This is a genomic window from Alsobacter sp. R-9, from assembly GCF_054612375.1.
Genome location: NZ_JBTSWJ010000002.1, coordinates 103787 through 126645, shown reverse-complemented (window position 1 = coordinate 126645; position 22859 = coordinate 103787). Strand labels below are relative to the sequence as shown.

Genomic DNA, 22859 nt, shown 5'->3' with positions numbered 1-22859 from the left:
CCGTCGCTCCCATGACCGCACGCAGCACCGCGCGCTGGCCGCTGGCCGCGCCCGTGCTGCTCGTCATGCTCGGTTGGGCGGCCCTCGCGGCGCCTTGGCTGAGCGGACGTGTCACGATCCCCTGGGACGCCAAGGCGCATTTCCAGCCGCAGCTGCAGTTCCTCGCCGACAGCCTGCACCGCGGCGAAAGCCCGTTCTGGAACCCCTACGTCTTCGCCGGCTCCCCCCACGTGGCGGACCCGCAGTCGCTGGTGTTCTCGCCGCTTCACCTTGCGATGGCTGCCCTGAACCCCTCCCCGGGCCTCGTCGCGGCCGACGCCGTCGTCTTCGGGATGCTGCTGCTCGGCGCGCTGGGCATCGTGCTCCTGTTCCGCGACCGTGGCTGGCACCCGGCGGGGGCCGTCGTCGCGGCGCTCGCCTTCGCCTTCGGCGCCGCCGCGGCATGGCGGGTCCAGCACACCGGGCAGATCATCAGCCTCGGCTGGTTCCCGCTCGCTTACTGGGCTCTGGAACGGGCGTTGGCCCGATCGTCGGCCGGATGGGGCATGGCCGCGGGGCTTTTCGCCGGTTTCATGGTGCTTGGGCGCGACCAGGTGGCGATGCTGGGCGCCTACGTGCTCGCGGCCCGCGTCGTGACGACGGTGTTCTTCCGCGCCGACTGGACCGGGGCCCTCATCGGCGCCGTCAGGCCCCTCGCCGCCGCGACCGTCGCCGGCGCCGTCGTGACGCTGGTTCCGCTCGTCCTGACGCTGCTGCTCTCCTCGCAGGTGAGCCGGGCGAGCGTCATCGACCTCGCCGGCGCCGAACGCGGCTCGCTCCACCCCGCGTCGCTGCTGACGGCCTTCGTGGCCAACATCTACGGCACCGACGGGCCCCTCGTGGACTTCTGGGGCCAGCCGAGCCCCGACTGGGGCCCGACCGATCTCTTCCTCGCCCGGAACATGAGCGACGCCTATCTCGGCGCGCTGCCGCTCGTGGCCCTGCTGGCTTTCGGCATCGCGCGGGGCGCCCTTGCCGCCCGCGAGATCCGGTTCCTGCTCGCCGCCTTCGTCGTGCTCATGCTCTACGCGCTGGGCCGGTACACGCCGGCCTTCGCGCTCCTGTTCCACCTGCCTGGCGTTGGCCTCTGGCGACGGCCCGCGGACGCGCTGTTCCTCATCGGCGCCCTCGGCGCCATCCTCGCGGGCTACTGCATCCACCGCCACATGACGCGCAGCCTGCCGGTGTGGACGGGCCCCCGCCTCCTGCTCGCGTTCGGACTGCTGGCCGCCGGCTTCGCCGCCAGCACAGCCGTGGCCTTCTGGAAGGGCAAGCTCGGTCAGGCGACGGCGCCGCTGGCGATCGCCGGCGGCTTCACGCTCCTGTCGATCGCCGTCCTCTGGGCCGCGCCGCGCCTTGCACCGAGAGTCCCGGTGCTGGCCACCGCCTTGCTGGCCGGGGTCACCGTCGCCGACCTCGCGGTGAACAACGGGCCCAACGAATCCACCGCGCTGCCGCCCGCGACCTACGACGTCCTGCGCGCCGACACGGCCAACGAGACCATCGCGCTGATCCGCGACGCCCTCGCGCGACAGGTCGGCCCGGATCGCCGCGACCGGGTTGAACTCGCCGGGATCGACTTCCACTGGCCGAACGCCACGATGGTCCACCGGATGGACCACACGCTCGGCTACAACCCCGTCCATCTCGACGCCTACACGCGGGCTACCGGGGCGCAGGACCACGTCGCGCTTCCCAGCCAGCGCACCTTCTCCGCGCTCTTCCCCTCGTACCGCTCTCTCCTCGCCGACATGCTCGGGCTGCGGATCATCGCGACGCGGGTTCCGATCGAGCAGATGGACCCCACGCTGCGCCCCGGCGACGTGGTGCAGATCGGGCGCACCGCCGACGCATTCCTCTACGAGAACCCGCGTGCCCTGCCCCGGGTGATGATGGTGCCGCAGGCCGCGGGCGCCGACTTCGAGGCGATCATCGCGACAGGACGCTGGCCCGAGGGATTCGATCCGCGTCGGACGGTCCTGCTCGATGCGTCGCCGGGGCTCGCAGGCGGGAGCGCAGCCCGACCTGCGGGAACGGCCCGGATCCTGCGTTATGCCAATACTCGCGTCGAGGTGGAGGCCGACTCTCCCCAGGGAGGCTGGCTGGTGCTCAACGACGTCTGGCACCCATGGTGGGAGGTCTCCGTCGACGGGCAGCCGGCACGGCTCCTGCGCGCCAACGTGCTCTTCCGGGCCGTGGCCGTCCCGGCCGGGCGGCACACAGTGATCTTCTCGTTCCACCCATTCCGGGGGGCGTGGCGGGACGTCACGACCGCGACGGGATTCACGCCGGCGGCCCGCTGAGCCCCGGCGAGGTCAGCCCTTGTCGCGCAGGACGCGGGCCTTCTCGCGGCTCCAGTCGCGCGCCTTCTCCGTCTCGCGCTTGTCGTGCAGCTTCTTGCCTCGGGCGAGCCCGATCTCGACCTTCGCGCGGCCGCGGTCGTTGAAGTAGATCTTCAGCGGCACGATGGTCATGCCCTCGCGCTGCACCGCGCCGATGAGCTTGTTCACCTCGCGCTTGTGCAGCAGCAGCTTCCGGGGACGCTTCGTCTCGTGGTTGAACTGGTTCGCCTGCAGATATTCGGGGATGTAGGCGTTGACGAGCCAGATCTCCCCGTTCTTCTCGCCGGCATAGCTCTCCGAGATCGTCGCCTTGCCGCCGCGCAGGGATTTCACCTCCGTGCCGGACAGCGCGATCCCGGCCTCGAAGGTCTCGCCGATCTCGTAGTTGAACCGGGCCTTCCGGTTCTCCGCCGCGATCCTGTAGTTCGGATCGTTCTTCCCCTTGATGGCCACGATAACCCCTGACTGCGCTTCAGGCGTTCAGGAGCCCGGCATGGACCATCGCGGAGCGGATGGCCTTGCGCGTGCCCTCGCCGGCCGGCATCAGCGGCAGGCGGACCTCGTCCGACATCCGGCCGAGCACGGACAGAGCGTACTTCGACCCGGTGACGCCCGGCTCCATGAAGATCGCCATGTCGAGCGGCAGCAGCCGGTCCTGCAGGGCGAGCGCCTGCTGCGCGTTCCCGGCCAGCGCCGCCTCCATGCGGTCCGCCGACAGGCGCGGCGCCACGTTCGAGACGACCGAGATCGTGCCGACCGCACCGGCCGCCACCGAAGGCATCGCGATGATGTCGTCGCCCGACAGCTGGATGAAATCCGGCCCCATGGCGGCACGTTGCTGCGAGATGCGGGCGACGGAGTTCGTCGCGTCCTTCACCCCGGCGATGTTCTTGAGCTCGTAGAGACGCTTCATCGTCTCGACCGACATGTCGATCACGGAGCGCGGGGGAATGTTGTAGATGATGATCGGGATGCCGATGGCGTCGTTGATCGCCTTGAAGTGCTGGTAGAGCCCTTCCTGCGTCGGCTTGTTGTAGTACGGGGTCACCACCAGAACGCCGTCGGCCCCCGCCTTCTCGGCGTGCCGGGCGAGATCCACCGCCTCACGCGTGTTGTTGGAGCCGGCGCCGGCGATCACGGGCACACGGCCCCGCGCCTCGGCGATGCACCACTCCACCACCTTGCGATGCTCATCGTGCGTCAGCGTCGGGCTCTCGCCCGTCGTGCCGACGGGGACGAGGCCGTGCGTGCCGCTCTCGATCTGCCAGTCGACGTGGCTGCGGAAGGCGCCCTCGTCGAGCTCGCCGTCCTTGAACGGGGTGACGAGCGCCGTCAGCGACCCCTTGAACATGCGGCTCTTCGTCATCGGGCGTGCCCTCGTCCCTGCGTGCGGTGCTGTTGGCGCGGCATCCGGGCCGCGCGCCCTTTTCCATAAACGCTTGCGGGCCGCCGCGAAAGTCCCGGCGCGCCGTCGCTCGGCGACCCGCCTCTGCCCTACTCCTGCCGGATTGAGGACAAGGATGGCGGATAGGCAACGCCGCGACCCTGCTTGCTTAACGAGCCGTCAACGGGCCATCCGCAAGCTGGAACCGGGGGCGTGCTGAACGGATCGGACTCCGGATGGGCCGCTGGACACGGACGCGCCGCGTCACCGCACTCTTGACGGCCGTCGCCCTTCCGGGCCTCGCCGCCGCCGGATACTGGGCGGCGACGCGCGACGCGGGACACGAGCGGCCGACGTCTTCCGCCACCCTCCCGGCCAATCGAACCGACGCCCCGGCCGTGCGGTCCCCCGACGACCGTCTGCAGACCGGATCCGTCGTTCCGGCCGACCGCAGCGAGATCCTGCCGGCCGACGGCGAGCCGGCAGCCGGATCCCTGGCGGCGCTGGAGGAGTTCGATCCCCCGTCCGGACCGCTCGCGGATCGCGCGGTCGCCGAGCCCGTGCCGCCCGAGGTGACGACGCTGAAGGCCGTGATCGAGGCCTATCGACGCGGCGACCTTCCCGGCGGGGATGCGCTGGCCCGAACGCTCCCAGAAGGCGATGCGCGCATCCTCGCGGAGTGGCTCGCCCTCCGGCTCGCCCCCACGCAGGCCGGGTTCAGGCGCATCACGGCCTTCATTGCCGCCCATGCCGGCTATCCGACGCAGCCCATGCTGCGGCGTCGGGCCGAGGAGGCGCTGCTGGCCGAAAGGCGCCCGCCCGCCGCGGTCAAGGCCTTCTTCGCGGATCAACCGCCGCAGACCGTCCTCGGCCGCATCGCGCTCGCCCGAATCCTCGCCGCCGAGGGCAAGGCGCACCAGGCCGGCGCCATGATCCGCGAGACGTGGCGCCAAGACGACTTCGGCCCCGAGCTCGAGGCCCGGATCCTCGAGGCCTTCCCCCGCCTCCTGACGCCGACCGACCATCGGATCCGGGCGGAGCGCTTCCTCGCGGACAGCGACTGGACGGACGCGCTGCGCGCCGCCGGCCGCGCCGGCGACGACGTCCTGAAGCTGATCCGCGCGCGCATCGCCGCCGCCCGGAACGCCGGCGACGCGCCCAAGCTGGTGGAAGCGATCCCCAAGCCCCTGCAGGACGACCCGGGCGGCGTGCTCGCCCGCGCCCAGTCGCTGCGCAAGAAGGACAAGGCGGCGGACGCGGCGAAACTCGTGCTTTCGCAGAACGGAAAGGATCCCGGTCCGGTCGCGGCCGAGGCGTGGTGGGACGAGCGCCGCGCCCTCGCCCGCAAGCTGCTGGATTCGGGAGACGCTGCCGGCGCCTATGCGGTCGCCTCCGGCATGCCGCCGTCCTCCGGCGCGGTCCGGATCGAGTCGGAGTTCCATGCCGGCTGGATCGCCCTCCGGTTCCTCGGGAAGCCGGAGGTGGCCGCCCGCCACTTCGCCGCCGCCGGCGCCGAGGCGACCACCCCGATCTCCCGCTCCCGCGCCGCCTACTGGCAGGGCCGGGCCGCCGAGGCCCAGGCGCAGCCGGCGCAGGAGCATTACGAGCGCGCCGCCGTCCACGCCACGACCTACTATGGCCAGTTGGCCCGTGCCCGGCTCGGTCAGCGCGACCTGCCCGTGCGTCGGCCTGAAGCCGGAGCCGACGACGAGCCACCTGCCGTCCAGGCGGTTCGTCTCCTCTATGCCGCCGGCGCGCGGGAACTGGCGATGCCGCTGCTGATCGACCTCGCCCAGCGGGGAACCGACGCCGGCGTCATCGCCGCCGCAGCCGATGCCGCCGCCGCCGCAGGCGACACGCGAGGCCTTGTCGCGGCAGGCAAGGCGGCCGTGCAGCGCGGCCTTCCGCTCGACAGCCATGCCTTCCCGGTGGGCGGCCTGCCGGCCGGACAGCTGCCCGCCGACGGCGTGGAGACGCCGCTCGTCTTCGCGATCGCGAGGCAGGAAAGCTCGTTCGATCCCTTCGCCCTCTCGCCCGCCGGGGCGCGCGGCCTCATGCAGCTGATGCCGGCCACAGCGAAGCAGACCGCCAGCAGGGTCGGCGTCGACTTCGCCCTCGAACGCCTCACCAGCGACCCCGCCTACAACGCAATGCTCGGCGCCAGCCACCTCGGCGACCTCGTGGAGGAATGGAAGGGCTCCTACATCCTCACCATCGCGGCCTACAACGCCGGGTCCGGCAACGTGAAGAAGTGGATCGAAGCCTATGGCGATCCGCGTCAAACCTCGGTCGACGCCATCGACTGGGTGGAGCGCATCCCCTTCTACGAGACCCGGAACTACGTGCAGCGGGTGATGGAGAACCTGCAGGTCTACCGTTCGCGGCTCGGGCACGACCAGGCCCTGCTGATCGACACCGACCTGCTCCGGGGCGCCGTCGTGCGCCGCGACGCAGCCCGGTAGCGGGCGCCCGCTCATTCCCGGCAACGACTGACTCGTCTAAGACAGGGCCGGCGCCGCTGCGCCGGGAGCATCGCCATGACCGAGTACGCAAGCGTCTTCACGACCTCGCAGGACGGGTTGAAGCTTCACGCCCGCGACTACGGCGAGCGGTCCTCGCCGCGCCTTCCGGTGGTGTGCCTGCCCGGCCTGACCCGCAACGCGACCGACTTCCACGACCTCGCGTTGGCTCTCTCGACTCACCGCCACCGGCCGCGCCGGGTCGTCTCGATCGACCTGCGCGGCCGTGGCCTGTCGCAGCATGACACCGACTGGCGGCGCTACGAGCCGCGGATCGAGGTGGCCGACGTCATGGACCAGCTGGCCGCGCTCGGCGTCGCGCATGCCGTTTTTGTCGGAACCTCGCGTGGCGGCCTCGTGACGATGGGCCTGGCGGCGGCCCGACCCGGCCTGCTCAAGGGGGTGGTCCTCAACGACATCGGACCCGTGATCGACGCGCAGGGGCTCATCCGCATCCGCTCCTACGTCGGGAAGCTGCCGCCGCCGCGCAACTGGCAGGAGGCGGTCGACATCCTGCGGCGCATCTCCGACGCCCGCTTCCCGGCGCTCGACGACGACGACTGGATGGCACTGGCCCGCGGCTCGTGGACGGAGAAGGACGGACGCCTCGTGTCGAGCTACGACACCCAGCTCTTCCGCGGTCTCGCGGCGCTCGACCTCGAGGCGCCGCTGCCGCCGATCTGGCCTTACTTCCATGCGCTGAAGGCCTTGCCGGTGATGGCCATCCGGGGCGAGAACTCCGACCTGCTGAGCGCTGCCACCCTAGACGCGATGGAGGAGGCCCATCCGGGGCTGCAGGCCCTCACCGTGCCCGGGCAGGGACACGCGCCGCTCCTGCGCGACAGCGCCACGATCAACGCCATCGCATCGTTCGTCGCGCATGTGGAGGACGGCGTGGACGCGCCGCGGCCGGCGGGCGGCTGAAGGCCCTGAACGCAGAAGGCCCCGGGCGCTGCCGGGGCCTTCCGTCAGGGATGGCGCGGAAGCTCAGAAGTCTCGCTCGAAGCGGATGCGGCCTGCCCAGTTGTCGCGGGAGTTGCCGGGGCCGACGGGGAGCAGGCTCAGCGGAACGTCGGTGAGCTTGCTGTAGACCACCTCGGCGCCGATCTCGAGGTTCTTCACCGGCGACCAGATGACGTTGGAGCCGGCCGAGAAGGCAGCGGTATCGTAGTAGGGTCCGTACTGGTCGAGCGCGCCGTAGGCGGCGAACAGGCCCTGGCGGATCGTCGGCGTCCAGTAGTGCAGCAGGCCGCCCGTGACTGACCAGGCGTTGGACGTCTTGGCGTTGCCGGCGGCATCGTAGACGACGTCCCAGGTGCTCGGCGCCAGCGTGCCGGCCGTTGTGCTCGTCCAGCCGGTGTAGCTGTTGGCCCCGTCCGAGTACGCCGCCTGCAGGAAGATCGCGTCGCCAGGGGCGAGCATCGGCAGGTTGACCTTCACGCCGCCCTGGACGGCGAAGCCGTACGTGGTGTCGAGGATGGTGGCGGCGGGTGTCACGTTGGCGCCGGCCCCGGAGCTGCCCGCGCCGACACGCGACTGATGGATGGCTCCGGTCAAGGCCACCTGGCCCCACGTCGGGTTGTACTCGAGGCGCCCCACGATGTCCGGCATCACGTTGCCGCCGTAGGTCGGCGTCGACACGGCGAGATAGTTGATCCCGACGTTCTGAAGCCCGACGCGGCGCTCCGTGCCGTCCTCGAGCGAGATGGTCGCGGCGAAGTCACCGAAGGCGGCCGTGTAGGCCAGCGTATTGACGGAACCCAGGTCCGACCCGCGGCCGAGCGTGTCGCCACCGGCGAAGGAGATGCCGCCGAACGGCGCGAACTCGAAGAACGAGGTGGCGATGCGGCCGGCGGTGATGCCGGCGAACTGCAGGTAGGCCCAGTCGAGCGTGGGCGTCGCGCTCGAACCGCTGTCCTTGGTGACGTAGACGCGCGTCGTGGCGCGCACGGGACCCCAGTCCGTGTTCGTCATCGAGTCGAGCGTGAGGTAACCGCGGGCGCGGGTCGACGTGGTGTTGTCGTTCCGGCTGAACGGCTGGTTGTAATAGTACTCGGCGCGGATGCGGCCGGCGATCTTGAGGCAGGTGTCCGTCCCGGGAATGACGAAGCCGGTCACGTCTCCGATGGAGCACACGCGGACATACTCGACCGGTGCTGCCTTCTTCGACGGAAGGTCCGCCGCAGACGCCCCGGCCACCGCCGAGATCGCCGCAGCCGAACCGAGAAGCAGGGAAGTGATGCGCATCTGATGCTCCAACCCGACCCGGTCACAGGCATTGTGCAATGCCGAAGTGACGTCAGCTTGGGAGCGCAAAACCTTCCATGCAATCAACTGAAGCGACCTGAACGGCACTCCGACAAACAACGTTCAACGGCTGTGTTTGTCGGGCCACACTGCAAAGGTCGAGTTTGCTTTCGATACGTGCACCCTGCCTAAGTCTTTCGCAGGCTTTGCCGATTCAGCCGGCCGGCATCAGCTCGCACGATGGGATCGCCACATCAGTCCCAGATGATTCGACGACGCCGAATTGACCTCGGCCGGGAGTTCCCGAACGGGCTCGGCAGCGCCAAAAAACGGAAAAACCCCGGCGCGTTTGCGCCGGGGTTCCGCCACGTTTTAGGACAGACGGATCAGAAGTCGCGCTGGAACCGCAGGCGGCCGAACCACTGCGAGTCGTTGGCGCCATAGAACGGGTTGGACGTCGACGTCCGCGCCAGCGTGATGTAGTTCGGCTTGTCGACCATCGACTGCCAACCCACCTCAGCGCCGATGTCGAGCCCCTTTACGGGCGACCAGATCAAGTTGGTGCCGATCGAGAAAGCCGACATGTCATACCACGGGCCATACTGATCAACCGCGCCGTACGCGGCGTAGAGGCCCTGACGGACGGTCGGAATCCAATAATGGAGCATACCGCCGGTCACCGACCAGGATTGGGTCAGATGACCGTTCCCATTCGTATCGTACATCACGTCAGCCGTGGGGAGAGAGACGGTGCCGAAGCCGGCCGTACCCCACCCGGTGTAGCTGTTTGCGCCGGTGGCATAGGCCGCCTGCATGAACAGGGCGTCGCCAGGGGCGAGCATGGGAAGATTGATCTTCACGCCGCCCTGAACGGCAAACCCATACTCGGTATCGCCGACGAGACCGCCGTAGCTGTTGCCGTAGACGTTGTTGGTCACCAGCGCCCCGCCGCCAGCCGGGGCCGTCTGGGTCGATGACGTGACCGCGCTGGGCGAACCGACACGCGTCTGATGGACCGCTCCCGTCAGGGCCACCTGGCCCCAGCCGGCAGTGTAATCCAGGCGTCCGACAACGTCCGGCATCACGTTGCCGCCGAACGTCGGCTGCCCCGCCACTCCGGTGAGCGATCCCATGGTGCTGACCAGGAGATTGTCGGAGACGTTGTTGATGCCGACGCGACGCTCCGTGCCGTCCTCGAGCGACAGAGTGGCCGAGAACCCTCCCCCGAACGTGGCGGTGTAGGCGAGAGCATTCACCGAACCAAGGTCCGAACCACGGCCGTTGGCGCCACCGCCGAGATACGAGATGCCGCCGAACGGAGCGAACTCGAACATCGATGTAGCAAGACGGCCGGCGGTGATGCCCGCGAACTGGATGTAGGCCCAGTCGAGCGTCGTCGTGGCAGCCGAGCCCGAGTCCTTCGTCACATAGATGCGGGTCGTGGCGCGCACCGGACCCCAGTCGGTCGCCGTATACGAGTCCAGCGCGAGGTAACCGCGGGCCCGGAGCGTGACAGCGTCACCCTTGGCTCCAGCGCTCGTAGCCGCGGAGTTGCCCCGTGTGAACTGCTCCGCATAGGCGTAATCCGCGCGGATACGGCCCGAGACCTTCAGGCAGGTGTCCGAGCCGGGGATGTAGAAGAAGCCGGCACCGAACTGGGAGCAGACGCGGACGTATTCGACGGGGGCCGCCTTCTTCGACGGCAGGTCGGCCGCGAAGCCGACGGTCCCGGAGGCGACCAGGGCCGCCGAGGACAGAAGGAGGGTGCTGAGACGCATTGAAATGGCTCCTGAAAAAGAGTGCCGTCGGGACAATCCTTCCCGGGGCTGAGCAGACCATGAGCAGCCGGGCGCCTCACTGCAACAGTCTTCGCGAGATCAATCCTCGCCTGAAAACGCTCAAGACGCTGATGTTGCGAAATGATCACAGCGAACACAGCCCATGGTAGTAGTATTCAACTCATGATTGTTTTCATTCCGCTCCATCGTTTTGTCTGAATTCAGAATGCAGTGATCGTCACCTCGCGACGACCTGCCGCGGGGGCCCGGCCAACGGCAGTGGTCCGACTCGCGAATGGCGCGGCTGGGAGCCCCGGACGACACACGGGCGTGGCGTCAGGCGAAATTGACCGCCCCCTGAGATCCGGGCAAGGCGCAGGGCCGAGCCATCGCTTCCGCGCCGCCAGAGGGTCGTCCGCGCCGTGCCTTCGAAGGAGGCGGCAGGGTCGGATCGCTTGCGGCGCAAGGCGACTGCTCGCCAAACCCTCCGTCCTGCGACGCACGATGGCGCGTGCAGGAGCATGTCGCCCCGCGATGCACGGGCTTGACGCCGCGTCCCGGGGCGACCCCGATCAACGAGGGCGCACGGCGGCACTGCGCGCCGCCCGTCGAGGTCCCGGATCGCGGTCCCGGTAGGCGACGGGCGCCGGCCGAGGCGCGTCAGGTCTTCTTGGCGGCGGCAGACTTTCCGGCAGCAGACTTGGCCGGCGAGGCTTTCCCGCCCGCCTTTCCGGCGGCGCCCTTGGCGCCCGTCGTCTTCCCGGCGGCCCCCTTGGCGGCGGTGGTCTTGGTCCCGGCGGAGCGCGCCCCGGCGCCGGAGGCCCGCGCCTTGCCTTTCGCCTTGCCGCCGCCCGCGGCGGCGCGCGCCTTGATCCACTCGAGCGCCTGCTCGAGCGTCACGGTGTCCGGCGCCGTGCCCGTCGGCAGGTTGGCGTTGACAGTGCCGTGGTTCACGTAGGGCCCGTACCGTCCGTCGCGCACCGTCACCGGCCCGCCGTCGGGATGGTCGCCGAGCACGCGGCCGGCGTTGGCGGCCCCTCCGCGGCGGAAGCTGGCGCCGCTCTCCTTGGCCACGATGAGGTCGATCGCCCGGTTGGCGCCGATCGCCAGAACGTCGTCGTCCTTGCCGATGTTCGCATAGGTCTTGCGGTGCTGGACGTACGGTCCGAAGCGGCCGATGCCGGCGAGGATCGGCTCGCCCGTTTCGGGATGCCGCGCAACCTCGCGCGGCAGGGACAGCAGCAGCAGCGCCGTGTCGAGGTCGACGCCGTCGCGCGTCATGCCCTTGGGCAGCGTCTGCCGCTTGGGTTTCTCGCCCTCGCCGAGCTGCACGTAGACGCCGAAGCGACCGTCGCGGACCGTGACGTCGAGGCCCGTCTCGGGATCCTGCCCGAGCGTGCGGGGGCCGCCGCTGACGGTTCCGTCCGCCGAGGCCGCCTCGCCGTCCGCGCCGCCTGCCGCGAGCTGCCGGGTGTACTTGCACTCGGGGTAGTTCGAGCAGCCGATGAAGGAGCCGTAGCGGCCGAGCTTCAGCGACAGCTGGCCGTTGCCGCAGCTCGGGCAGCCGCGCGGGTCGCTGCCGTCACCCCTCGGCGGGAAGATGTGCGGGCCCATCATCTCGTTGAGGGCTTCCAGCACCTGCCCCATGCGCAGGTCCTTCGTGCCCTCGATGGCCCCGGAGAAATCCTGCCAGAAGCGGCGCAGGATCTCCTTCCAGTCCACCTCGTGGTTCGAGATGCGGTCGAGGTCCTCCTCGAGGCCCGCCGTGAAGTCGTATTCCACGTAGCGGCGGAAGAAGCTCTCCAGGAACGCGGTCACGAGGAGGCCCTTGTCCTCCGCGTAGAGCCGCTTCTTGTCGAGGCGGACGTATTCGCGGTCCTTCAGAACCGCGAGCGTGGAGGCGTAGGTCGAGGGCCGGCCGATGCCGAGCTCCTCCATGCGCTTCACGAGCGACGCCTCGGAGTAGCGCGGCGGCGGCTCGGTGAAGTGCTGGGTCGCGTCGATCTTGCGCTTGGTGAGCGGGTCGCCCGCATTCATCGGGGGCAGGCGGCGGCTCTCCTCGTCCTCGCCCTCGTCATCCTTGCCCTCCTGGTAGAGGCGCAGGAAGCCGTCGAACTTCACCACCTGCCCGGTGGCGCGCAGGTCGAGGTGGCGCGGGCTGGTGCCCTGGAGGCCGACAAGCGCCGCAATATCGACGGTGGTGCGTTCCAGTTCGGCCGATTCCATCTGGCAGGCGAGCGTGCGCACCCAGATCAGCTCGTACAGCCGGGCCTGCTCGGGCTCGAGGTAGCGGGCAACCTCGCGCGGATGGCGGCCCATGTCCGTCGGGCGGATCGCCTCGTGCGCTTCCTGCGCGTTCTTCTGCTTGGAGGTGTACTTGCGCGGCACGGACGGGACGTAGGCGTCGCCGAACTCCTTGCCGATGACGCGCCGCGCGGCGTGCACGGCCTCGGGCGCCAGGTCGACGCCGTCGGTTCGCATGTAGGTGATGAGGCCGACCGTGCCCTCGCCGATGTCGATGCCCTCGTAGAGCCGCTGGGCGACCTGCATGGTGCGCGCCGGCGCCATGCCGAGCTTGCGGCTCGCCTCCTGCTGCAGGGTGGAGGTGGTGAAGGGCGGCCAGGGGTGGCGCTTCGTCGGCTTCGAGTCGACGCCCGTCACCGTGAAGCGGGCCTGCTCCAGGTCGCGCTTGAAGCGCTCGGCTTCCTCGCCCTTGCCGATGTCGAGGCGGCTGATCTTCTTGCCGTCGGCGCCCACGAGCCGCGCCTCGAACGCGGCGCCGGCCGGCGTGGCGAGATGGGCGACGAGCGACCAGTATTCGCGCGGCACGAAGCTCTCGATCTCCCGCTCGCGATCGCAGACCAGCCGCAGGGCGACGGACTGCACGCGGCCCGCCGAGCGGGCGCCGGGCAGCTTGCGCCACAGCACGGGGGAAAGCCGGAAACCGACGAGGTAGTCGAGGGCCCGGCGCGCGAGGTAGGCATCGACCAGCGCCTGGTCGATCTCGCGCGGCTGCGCCATCGCCTCCTTCACAGCGTCCTTGGTGATGGCGTTGAAGGTGACGCGCTCGATGGGCACGTCCTTCAGCACCCGGCGGGCCTTGAGCGCCTCGAGGATGTGCCAGGAGATCGCCTCGCCCTCGCGGTCGGGGTCGGTGGCGAGGATCAGCCGGTCGGCGCCCTTCACCGCGGACGCGATCTCGGAGACTCGCTTGGAGGCCTTGGGATCGACCTCCCACACCATCGCGAAGTCCTGCTCCGGCTCCACCGAGCCGTCCTTGGCGGGCAGGTCGCGGATGTGGCCGAACGAGGCGATGACCTCGTAGTCGGACCCCAGGTACTTGTTGATGGTCTTGGCCTTGGCCGGAGACTCGACGACGACGACCTTCATGCGAACAGCCTTCCGCGGCCGCCCGGCTCTCGCCGCGGCCGCTCCGATCTCTCTGGATGGGGAGGGACCCCTCTCTTCACGCGCGAAAGTGGGTCAGGAGGGCGGGGCTGTCAAACGGGTCGCCGCCGATCCGCTCGCGGCCGTGTCGGTGCGGCGACAGGCCGGAGGCCCTGTGCTGCCTGTTCAAAAGCCCCGGGCGCGATTGCCGCGCGACGGCTTTTCCCCTATCCCAACCGTCTCATGACCCTCTCCGCGCACGCCCCGCTGTTCCCGCACCGCCATCTGCTGGGGATCGAGGGCCTGTCGGCCCGCGACATCACCACGCTCCTCGACATGGCGGAGGACGCCATCGAGGTGTCCCGGCAGGTGGAGAAGAAGAAGTCGACGCTGCGCGGCCGCACGCAGATCAACCTGTTCTTCGAGGCGTCCACGCGCACGCAGGCCTCGTTCGAACTGGCGGGAAAGCGGCTCGGCGCCGACGTGATGAACATGGCCGTGGCCTCGTCCTCCATCAAGAAGGGCGAGACGCTGATCGACACGGCGATGACGCTGAACGCGATGCGGCCGGACCTCCTCGTGGTGCGCCACCACGCGGCGGGGGCTGTCCACCTGCTCGCCCGCAAGGTCGACTGCTCGGTCATCAACGCCGGCGACGGCGCGCACGAGCACCCGACGCAGGCGCTGCTGGATGCCCTCACCATCCGCCGCAACAAGGGGCGCATCCACGGGCTCACCGTGGCCATCTGCGGCGACATCCTGCATTCGCGCGTCGCCCGCTCGAACATCATCCTTCTGAACGCGCTGGGCGCGGCCGTCCGCGTCATTGGCCCGTCGACCCTGCTGCCGCCGGGCATCGAGCGGATGGGCGTCGAGGTGTTCACGGACATGCGCAAGGGGCTCGCGGGCGCCGACATCGTCATGATGCTGCGCCTGCAGCGCGAGCGGATGAACGGCTCGTTCGTGCCATCCGTGAAGGAGTACTTCCGCTACTTCGGCCTCGACGCGGAGAAGCTCGCGCTCGCGGCGCCCGACGCGCTGGTGATGCACCCGGGCCCCATGAACCGGGGCGTCGAGATCGCCTCGGACGTGGCCGACGGCGCGCAGTCGCTGATCCGCGAGCAGGTCGAGATGGGCGTCGCCCTCCGCATGGCGGTGCTCGAGGCACTCGCCAGCCACCTGCCGAACGGGTGAGGACATGACCATAGCCCCCCTCCCCGCCCCGCCCCTCCTGATCCTCGACGCCCGGATCGTCGACCCTGCCTCCGGCACGGAGCGCATGGGCGATCTGCTCGCCGTCGACGGCGTGATCCGTGCCATCGGCACCGGGCTCTCCGGCGGCTGCCCGGCCGGCGCGCGGATCATCGACGCGGGCGGCCGCATGCTGGCGCCGGGCCTCGTGGACATGCGCGCCTTCGTCGGGGAGCCCGGCGCGGAGCACCGCGAGACGCTGGCCTCGGCGAGCCGCGCCGCCGCCGCAGGCGGGGTGACCACCGTCGTCTGCATGCCGGACACGAACCCGCCGATCGACGATCCCGCCGTGGTCGACTACCTCGTCCGGCGCGCCCGCGACACGGCCATCGTGCGCATGATCCCGGCAGCAGCCCTCACCAAGGGCCTCGCCGGCCGCGAGATGACGGAACTCGGCCTGCTGCGCGAGGCCGGCGCCGCCTACATCACGGACGGCGCCCGCTCGGTGACGAACGCGCAGGTCCTGCGACGAGCGCTGACCTACGCCCGCGACGTTGGCGCGCTCATCGTCCACCACTGCGAGGATCCCGACCTCGTCGGCGACGGCGTGATGAACGAGGGCGAACTCGCCAGCCGCCTCGGCCTGCACGGCATCCCGCGTGAGGCCGAGACGATCATGCTGGAGCGCGACCTGCGCCTCGTGCGCCTGACGGGCGGGCGCTACCACGCCGCCATGGTGTCGTGCGCCGACAGCCTCGCCGTCATCGCGCGGGCCAAGGCGGAGGGCCTCGACGTGACCTGCGGGGTCTCGATCAACTCGCTGACCCTCAACGAGAACGACATCGGGCCCTACCGGACCTTCCTGAAGCTCTCGCCGCCGCTGCGCCATGAGGACGACCGCCTCGCCATGGTCGATGCGCTGGCGGAGGGGCTCATCGACGTCGTGGTGTCGGACCACAACCCGCAGGACGTGGAGACGAAGCGCGTCCCGTTCGCCGAGTGCGCCGACGGGGCCATCGGCCTGCAGACGATGCTGGCGGCCGGGCTGCGGCTCGTCCACAACGGCGAGATCCCGCTGATGACGCTACTGCGCTCGATGACGACCGGGCCGGCCGACATCCTCGGCCTGCCGCAGGGCCGCATCGCGGAGGGCGCGCCCGCCGACCTGATCCTGCTCGATCCGGACGAGCCCTTCGTGCTCGACGTCGCCGACCTGCATTCCAAGTCGAAGAACACCCCGCTCGAGGGCGCCCGCCTGCAGGGACGGGTCCATATGACCGTCGTCGAGGGTCGCGTGGTGCACGAAACCGCCTGACAAGGCGCGCCACGCAGGGTCTTGCGTGCATTTTCAGGTTGTTGCTCGTATGGGCTGAAAATGTCGGCCCGCGATTGACGCGCTCGCGGGCCCCGCCCCAAGGTCGCGTCGTCGGGAGCCGCCCACCGTGTTCGTCACCCTCGCCGCAGCGCTCGTCCTCGGTTACCTCCTCGGGTCGATTCCCTTCGGCCTGCTGCTGACCCGCCTCGCCGGCACGCAGGACCTGCGCAGCATCGGGTCGGGCAACATCGGGGCCACCAACGTCCTGCGGACGGGCCGCAAGGACCTCGCCGCCGCCACGCTGGTGGGGGACGCGCTGAAGGGCACGGCAGCGGTCCTGATCGCGGCCCGATGGGGAGAGCCGGCTGCGCTGGCAGGGGCCATCGGCGCCTTCGCAGGTCACCTCTTCCCGGTCTGGCTCGGCTTCAAGGGCGGCAAGGGCGTCGCCACCTTCCTCGGCACGCTGATCGGCCTCGCATGGCCCGTCGCGGCCGGCTTCGCCGCCATCTGGATCGGCATGGCCTACGCCTTCCGCTACTCGTCGCTGTCCGCTCTCGTCGCCAGCGCGATGACGCCCGTGCTGCTCGCCTTCGTCGGCCGCTGGCAGGCGGCCGTCGTCTACGCCGTGCTGGCCGCGGCGCTGTGGTGGAAGCACAGCGAGAACATCAGCCGGCTGCGGGCGGGGCGGGAGCACAAGATCGGGGCGAAGAAGGAATGATCCCAGGCGGACGCCCTCCTCCGGTCCGGCTCACGGACGCGCAGCGACTGGACTGGCTCCGCCTGATCCGCAGCGAGGGTGTCGGCCCGAGGACGTTCCGCAAGCTCGTCAACCACTTCGGCAGCGCCCGGGCGGCGGTCGAGGCCCTGCCCGACCTCGCCCGCCAGCGAGGGCTCGGTCCGGTTCGCGTCACCTCGGCGCAGGAGGCGGAACGCGAGCTCGAGGCCTGCCGGAGAGCCGGCGTCCGCATCGTCGCCACGGGCGAAGCCGAATATCCGGTCCCGCTCGGCGCGATCCCGGATGCCCCGCCGCTCCTTCTGGTGCGTGGCCGGCCCGACGTCATGCTGCGCCCCTGCGCCGCCATCGTCGGCAGCCGCAACGCATCCGCCGGCGGCATCAAGCTCGCCGCGACCTTCGCCCGCGACCTCGCCACTGCGGGCCTCGTCATCGTCTCCGGACTGGCGCGCGGCATCGACGCCGCCGCGCACGAGGCGACGGTCGAGACCGGCACCGTCGCGGTCCTCGCCGGTGGCCACGACAAGATCTATCCGCCGGAGCATGCCGACCTCGCGGACCGCATTACGGAGCACGGCGCGCTGGTCAGCGAAATGCCGATGGGCTGGGAGCCTCGCGGCCGCGACTTCCCGCGGCGCAACCGGCTCGTCTCCGGCCTGTCGCTCGGCATCGTCCTCGTCGAGGCCGCGCGCCGATCGGGTTCGCTGATCACGGCGCGCTTTGCCGCCGACCACGGGCGCGACGTCTATGCCGTGCCCGGCTCCCCGCTGGACCCGCGCGCCGAAGGTCCCAACGCCCTGATCAGACAGGGCGCGACCATGGTGCTTTCCGCCCAGGACATTCTGGAAGGGCTGCGCCCGCTGCTGGCCGGCGACGGGCCGCAGGACCCCTTCGTCACCGAAGGTTCGGCGGCGGAGGACGACGGCGATCCGCTGTGGGATGAATTCGAGTTCCTCGGGGAACCCCGACGCACGTATGTCGCCGGACCGCCACGGGTGGCCGTCCCTGTCCCTGATGTCCGGCAAGCGCCGCCGACCGTGCCTGCGCAACCGCAGGGTGCAGGCATCGCGGCGGAGCCGCCGGCCGAGGACCGGGTCGACGCCCTCATCGGAGCCGTCCCGGTCTCGATCGACGAACTGGCTCGTGCCGCCTCGCTGCCGGCGCGGCTGGTGGCCGTGGCCGTGTTCGACCTAGAGCGGCGCGGGATCGTCGACCGCCACGCCGGCGGCCTCGTCTCCCGACGCGCGACCTGACCGTCAGCGCCGGCCGGTCCGGGACTGGCTCTGCGCCTCGTGCCGCGCCATTTCCAGGAAGTACACCAGCGTGTCGAGCCGCGCCGAGCGTGCGAGAGCCGACAATTCGCCTGTGATCTGCGCGACATAGCGCGCAACTTCGGCGGGATGCTGCGGCGCCGGCGTCTTCGCCGGGCCTGCGGCCTGCCGCACCGGCAACGCCGTCACCGTCTCGCTCGACGTGTCCATGGATGGTCTCATCTGCGATCTCCTCGTCATGAAAATGCACGCTTCGCAATCGAGTCGCGAGACGATTCCACTAATCGCAAAAAATGTACAGAGACAATTTACGACGCCAAGGTTGTGACACGCCTTGGATTTGATTTCGTTGATGTTCTTCTTAAGGTTGTATCGGGCGAATACAACCTAAGCTAGAACTTCGAGCGCGATCGGCAGCGTCAACATCGCCACCAGGGTCTGCACCGTGAGAATCTCCGCCATGAGCGGCGCGTTGCCGCCCATCTGCCGCGCCAGCACGTAGGAGCCGCTGGCCGTGGGCACCGCTGTGCAGAGCACCACCACGGCGAGGCCCACGCCGCCGACCCCGTAGGCGGCGGCGGCGGTGGCCGCGATCACCGGCAACACCGCGAGCTTGAGGACGCTGGCGATCACCAGCGCCGGCTGCACGCGGCGCAACGCCGTGAGGTGCAGGCCAGACCCCACCACGAGCAGCCCGGCCGCGAGGGATGCGCGGCCCAGGATGTCGGCATAGGAGACGACGACCGCCGGGACCGGCAAGCGGGTGACGTTGAGCGCGATCCCGATGGCGCTCGACCAGATGAACGGGTTGCGCACCAGCGTCAGGACGACGTCGCGCAGCGACAGCCGCGCCGGCGCGGCGTAGCGCGACAGCACGAGAACGGCGAGAACGTTGAGCAGCGGGATCATGGCCGCGATGGCGACGGCGCATAGCGCCGTGCCGCTCCGCCCGTAGAGGCTGCCGGCGAGCGCCAGCGCGACGAACGTGTTCCAGCGGGTGGCGCCCTGGAAGACGGACGTGAAGGACGGGCCGTCGATGCCGAAGAGCCGCTCCATCGGCGCGCGTGTCGCCAGCAGCAGTGCCGTCACCGCGAGGATCGCCGTCACCAGCGCCCCGCCGACCGGCACGATGGGCACGGAGCCGAGGTCGGCCGACGCGAGCGTTCCCGCGATCAGTGCCGGGAACAGCACGTAGTAGGTGACGCGCTCGAATCCCGCCCACTGCCGGTCGTCGATGACGCGGGTCACACGTGTCGCCCACCCCGTCACGATCAGCAGGAACACGGGCACGAGGCTGGCGAGAATGGGGGACATGGCATGCTTCCGGCGGATGGCTGCGGTTAAGCACGCCCGCGCGCCGATGCCAATGCCGTCGTCGTGTCGGCTCGGGAACGAACCCGGCGTCCGGCCGATTGAGAGGGTCGACGCGCCGCGCAAGGGCCGGCGCCACGATCCTGCCACGGTCCGTTCAAGGCGTATTCAGCCGCGCTCTCGGATGATCAGGACCAAGGCGGATCCCAACAACCGCCTTTCTCGGGAGACGATCATGCGTACCGCCGCCTTCGATTCCGTCATTCGCCGCACCGTCGTCGCCACGGGCGTCGCCGCCGCGCTGGCGCTGTCGGCGCCCGCACAGGCCGCACCGATGGGCCCTGTCGGCCCGGCCGCGTCGGTCAGCGCCCCGGGGCTCCCCCTCGTCCAGGTCAAGAACGGCCGCAAGGCCGCCGGCATCGCCGCCATCGCGGGCCTCACCGCGCTCGGCATCGGCGCCGCCATCGCCTCGCAGAATCGCGGCTACTACGGCGGCGGCGGGTACTACGCGCAGCCCTCCTACGGCTACGCGCAGCCCTCCTACGGCTACTACGGCCAGCCGGCCTACGGCTACGAGGAGGCCCCCGTCGTCGTCGAGGCCCCGGCCTACGGCTACTACGCCCCGGCCCCGGTCTACGTCGCGCCCTACGGGGACGACATCCCGACCTACGATTACCGCCCGCCGCGCCGCCACCATGCGGGCGGGCCGGCGAAGCGCCAGATGGACAACTTCCGCGACGCGTACCGCTGATTGCGGCTCAAGGGGCCGGCGACACCGCCGGCCCTATCCCTCGTCGCGCGACCGCCGCAGTGACGCGAGCCGATCGAGCAGGCCCTGCAGGATGTAGGCGGCCGCGAGCTTGTCCACGACCTCCCCCCGCCGCGCGCGGGACGCGTCGGCCTCGATGAGGGTGCGCGTCACCGCCGCCGTCGACAGGCGCTCGTCCCAGTAGACGATGGGCAGCGGCGTCAGCGCCGCGATGTTGCGGGCGAAGGCGCGCGTACTCTGCACCCGCGGCCCCTCAGACCCGTCCATGTTGAGCGGCAGGCCGAGCACCAGCGCCGCCACTCCGTGCCGGGCCGCCTGCGCCAGCACGGCGTCCGCGTCGGCCCGGAACTTCGTCCGCCGCACCGTGTCGAGCGGGCTGGCGATGCGTCGGTCCACGTCCGTCAGCGCCAGCCCGATGGTCTTCGTCCCGAGGTCGAGCCCCATCAATCGCGCGCCGCGCGGCAGGTCGGCGAGTTCATCGAGCGTCAGGGTGGCGGGTGCGGGCGGCATGATGCTCCTCGCGCGGCCTTAGCACGGGTCCGGCCGCGCCGGCAAAGCCCCCCGCGTGGCGCCCCCCGGAGAACGCCGAGGCACCCCTGGCCGCGCGTGCAGGGACTTCCCCCGCGCCGCGCCCTCTCCATAATCCCTTCCACGCCGGCGGGCCGCGCCCGAGGCTGCGAGAGGTTCCTGCGAGAGGTTGCCATGAAGATCACCTGGTTCGGTCATTCCGCGTTCCGCCTCGACTTCGCCGACAAGGTCGTGCTCATCGACCCCTTCCTGTCCGGCAACCCCACCTTCGGCGGCGACATGGAGAAGGCCACGGCCGGGACGACGCACATCCTCGTCACCCACGGCCACGGCGACCATGTCGGCGACACGCTGGCCATCTCCAAGGCCACCGGCGCCGTCGTGGTGTCCAACTACGACCTCCTGATGTGGCTCGCCTCGCAGGGGCTCGAGACCTTCAGCCCCATGAACACCGGCGGCACGGTGGACGTCGGCGGCTTCACCGTGTCGATGGTGCGCGCCGACCACTCGGCCGGCATGGTCGAGGGCGGCGTCGGCTTCCCGCTCGGCAGCGCCAACGGCCTCATCGTCAAGGCGCCGGGCGAACCCACCGTCTACGCGCTGGGCGACACCGACATCTTCTCCGACATGGCCCTGATCGCCGAGATCCACCAGCCTACCGTCGGCCTCGTCCCGATCGGCGACCGCTTCACCATGGGCGCCCGCACCGCCGCCCTCGCCTGTCGCCGCTTCCTGAAGTTCAAGACCGTGATCCCCTGTCACTACGCCACCTTCGGCCTGCTTGACGGCTCGGCGGACGCGTTCGTGAAGGAGATGGAGGGATCCGGGACGACGGTGGTGGTGCCGGAGAAGGGGGTGGGGGTCAGCGTCTAGGCCGGATCGCGGAGTCGCGGCGTGCGGTACCAGCCTTCGCGGCGCCCTTCCCAACGGGCGCCCGTCGTGCCACCCATGCCGCGCGACAACGGCACGCCCCCATGACCCACCCTTCCGACGACGACCGCATCGATTCCACCTTCCGCAATGGCACCCTGACGGGAATCGGCCTCGTCGTGGCGTTTTCGCTCGGGTTCCTCACCCGCTGGGCCGGCGTGCCGGGGAAGTGGGTGGCGAGCGACGTGGTGGCGCTCGTGCTGATCGTGGGCGGCATCGTGCTGCAGATGCACTCGCTCTACCGGTTCCTCGACGTCGACAGCCTGCTCGCCCGGAACCACCGGCGGTACGTGAAGGTGTTCAAGGTCGGCATGAGCCTGACGGCGCTCGGCATCGTCGTCGCCATCTGCGCCGAGCTGCTCGGCTTCGGCGGCACCGTCATCCGCGAGTGAAGCGCGGGCGCAGGTGATCGACGGAGCGCGCGGCCCGGGTCGGCATGACGCGCGGCGGAAAACCCACCCGCGCAGAGGAATTCCAGGAGTGAAGCAGCCCATCCATCAAGGCCGCAACCGGCCTCCCCCCCCCTTGTGGGGAGGGATCGAGGGTGGGGGTCGCTCCGGGCGAGGGGAAGAGGGTACCAGCCCTGCCGGCATCCATCGGGGACGGGGAAAGCCCCCACCCCTGCCCCTCCCCACAAGGGGGAGGGGTTCATCTGCCCCTTTGCGCGCGCCATCAATTCCAATCGGGAGCCCTGAAGTCGGCGGTCCTGCTGTCGGGGTCGCTGGCACGTCATGCCCGGCCGCCCCCGGTTGCCGCCCGTCACGCGCCGGTGCTATAGCCGCGCGTGGCTTTTCGGGCCCGTTTTCCAAGAGGTTTTCATGTCCGTCGACCAGGCGACCGTCCGGCGCATCGCGCATCTCGCGCGCATCGCCGTCACCGAGGAGGAGGTCCCGCACCTCCAGGGCGAGCTCAACGCCATCCTGGCCTTCGTCGAGCAGCTGGGCGAGGTCGACGTGACGGGCGTCGAGCCGATGACCTCGGTGACGCCCATGGTGATGAAGAAGCGGCAGGACGAGGTGACGGACGGCGGCTACCCCGACGTCGTCGTCGGCAACGCGCCGGCGACCGAGGACCACTTCTTCCTCGTCCCCAAGGTCGTCGAGTGAGCGGAGCCA

Annotated in this window: 19 protein-coding genes; 11 read left to right on the top strand and 8 right to left on the bottom strand. The window is 70.2% G+C overall.

Annotated features, from left to right (window positions below; translation table 11 throughout):
• The first annotated feature begins 11 nt into the window (after nt 1–11).
• On the top strand, nt 12–2342 hold the full coding sequence (locus ACX9GQ_RS03255; RefSeq protein ID WP_459628104.1) for a hypothetical protein: 2331 nt from the start codon (nt 12–14) through the stop codon (nt 2340–2342).
• Between the two features lie 12 nt (nt 2343–2354).
• On the opposite strand, the gene smpB is transcribed toward ACX9GQ_RS03255, so the two are convergent.
• The gene (gene smpB, locus ACX9GQ_RS03250) at nt 2355–2828 is read right to left on the bottom strand and encodes an SsrA-binding protein SmpB (protein ID WP_459628527.1); all 474 of its coding nucleotides are present in this window, start codon (nt 2826–2828) and stop codon (nt 2355–2357) included.
• A 25-nt stretch (nt 2829–2853) separates the two neighbouring features.
• Nucleotides 2854–3747 carry a 4-hydroxy-tetrahydrodipicolinate synthase gene (dapA, locus tag ACX9GQ_RS03245; protein ID WP_459628103.1) on the bottom strand — a complete coding sequence of 298 codons (894 nt, stop codon included), beginning with the start codon at nt 3745–3747 and terminating at the stop codon, nt 2854–2856.
• Nucleotides 3748–4001: 254 nt separating this feature from the next.
• On the opposite strand from dapA, the gene ACX9GQ_RS03240 reads away from it, so the two are divergent.
• Both ACX9GQ_RS03240 and ACX9GQ_RS03235 read left to right on the top strand, forming a co-directional pair.
• Complete coding sequence (locus ACX9GQ_RS03240; RefSeq protein WP_459628102.1) at nt 4002–6227, top strand: lytic transglycosylase domain-containing protein; 2226 nt, start codon at nt 4002–4004, stop codon at nt 6225–6227.
• A 75-nt stretch (nt 6228–6302) separates the two neighbouring features.
• Nucleotides 6303–7208: an alpha/beta fold hydrolase gene (locus ACX9GQ_RS03235; protein ID WP_459628101.1), complete on the top strand. Its 906-nt coding sequence runs from the start codon at nt 6303–6305 to the stop codon at nt 7206–7208.
• 63 nt (nt 7209–7271) lie between these two features.
• Here the strand turns inward: ACX9GQ_RS03235 and ACX9GQ_RS03230 are convergent, their stop codons facing one another.
• From ACX9GQ_RS03230 to topA, 3 genes are all read right to left on the bottom strand, one after another.
• Nucleotides 7272–8531: a porin gene (locus ACX9GQ_RS03230; RefSeq protein WP_459628100.1), complete on the bottom strand. Its 1260-nt coding sequence runs from the start codon at nt 8529–8531 to the stop codon at nt 7272–7274.
• 386 nt (nt 8532–8917) lie between these two features.
• Nucleotides 8918–10309, bottom strand: a complete 1392-nt coding sequence (locus ACX9GQ_RS03225; RefSeq protein WP_459628099.1) for a porin — start codon at nt 10307–10309, stop codon at nt 8918–8920.
• A 660-nt stretch (nt 10310–10969) separates the two neighbouring features.
• Nucleotides 10970–13699 carry a type I DNA topoisomerase gene (gene topA, locus ACX9GQ_RS03220; protein ID WP_459628098.1) on the bottom strand — a complete coding sequence of 910 codons (2730 nt, stop codon included), beginning with the start codon at nt 13697–13699 and terminating at the stop codon, nt 10970–10972.
• A gap of 240 nt (nt 13700–13939) precedes the next feature.
• Between topA and ACX9GQ_RS03215 the strand changes: the two genes are divergently transcribed.
• The 4 genes from ACX9GQ_RS03215 to dprA all read left to right on the top strand — a co-directional run bounded on the left by ACX9GQ_RS03215 (nt 13940) and on the right by dprA (nt 18188).
• The gene (locus ACX9GQ_RS03215) at nt 13940–14890 is read left to right on the top strand and encodes an aspartate carbamoyltransferase catalytic subunit (protein WP_459628097.1); all 951 of its coding nucleotides are present in this window, start codon (nt 13940–13942) and stop codon (nt 14888–14890) included.
• A 4-nt stretch (nt 14891–14894) separates the two neighbouring features.
• On the top strand, nt 14895–16202 hold the full coding sequence (locus ACX9GQ_RS03210; RefSeq protein WP_459628096.1) for a dihydroorotase: 1308 nt from the start codon (nt 14895–14897) through the stop codon (nt 16200–16202).
• 127 nt (nt 16203–16329) lie between these two features.
• Nucleotides 16330–16920: a glycerol-3-phosphate 1-O-acyltransferase PlsY gene (gene plsY / locus ACX9GQ_RS03205; protein WP_459628095.1), complete on the top strand. Its 591-nt coding sequence runs from the start codon at nt 16330–16332 to the stop codon at nt 16918–16920.
• Entirely contained in the window at nt 16917–18188 is a 1272-nt protein-coding gene (gene dprA / locus ACX9GQ_RS03200; RefSeq protein ID WP_459628094.1) for a DNA-processing protein DprA, read from the top strand. The genes plsY and dprA overlap by 4 nt, the downstream gene beginning before the upstream one ends.
• A 3-nt stretch (nt 18189–18191) precedes the next feature.
• Here dprA and ACX9GQ_RS03195 read toward each other — a convergent pair whose 3' ends face one another.
• Entirely contained in the window at nt 18192–18428 is a 237-nt protein-coding gene (locus ACX9GQ_RS03195; RefSeq protein ID WP_459628093.1) for a hypothetical protein, read from the bottom strand.
• Nucleotides 18429–18593: 165 nt separating this feature from the next.
• Nucleotides 18594–19520 (bottom strand): AEC family transporter, encoded by a 927-nt coding sequence (locus tag ACX9GQ_RS03190; RefSeq protein WP_459628092.1) that lies wholly within the window; start codon nt 19518–19520, stop codon nt 18594–18596.
• Nucleotides 19521–19752: 232 nt separating this feature from the next.
• Here ACX9GQ_RS03190 and ACX9GQ_RS03185 point away from each other — a divergent pair, with 232 nt between their 5' ends.
• A complete protein-coding gene (locus ACX9GQ_RS03185) occupies nt 19753–20268 on the top strand; it encodes a hypothetical protein (protein ID WP_459628091.1) in 516 nt (171 codons plus the stop codon).
• A gap of 33 nt (nt 20269–20301) precedes the next feature.
• Here the strand turns inward: ACX9GQ_RS03185 and ruvX are convergent, their stop codons facing one another.
• On the bottom strand, nt 20302–20796 hold the full coding sequence (ruvX, locus tag ACX9GQ_RS03180) for a Holliday junction resolvase RuvX (RefSeq protein WP_459628090.1): 495 nt from the start codon (nt 20794–20796) through the stop codon (nt 20302–20304).
• Between the two features lie 192 nt (nt 20797–20988).
• Here ruvX and ACX9GQ_RS03175 point away from each other — a divergent pair, with 192 nt between their 5' ends.
• From ACX9GQ_RS03175 to gatC, 3 genes are all read left to right on the top strand, one after another.
• Nucleotides 20989–21687, top strand: coding sequence for a metal-dependent hydrolase (locus tag ACX9GQ_RS03175; RefSeq protein ID WP_459628089.1), 699 nt, complete (start codon nt 20989–20991; stop codon nt 21685–21687).
• 101 nt (nt 21688–21788) lie between these two features.
• The gene (locus ACX9GQ_RS03170; RefSeq protein ID WP_459628088.1) at nt 21789–22136 is read left to right on the top strand and encodes a hypothetical protein; all 348 of its coding nucleotides are present in this window, start codon (nt 21789–21791) and stop codon (nt 22134–22136) included.
• Between the two features lie 426 nt (nt 22137–22562).
• Complete coding sequence (gene gatC / locus ACX9GQ_RS03165) at nt 22563–22850, top strand: Asp-tRNA(Asn)/Glu-tRNA(Gln) amidotransferase subunit GatC (protein WP_459628087.1); 288 nt, start codon at nt 22563–22565, stop codon at nt 22848–22850.
• The last annotated feature ends 9 nt before the right edge of the window (nt 22851–22859 follow it).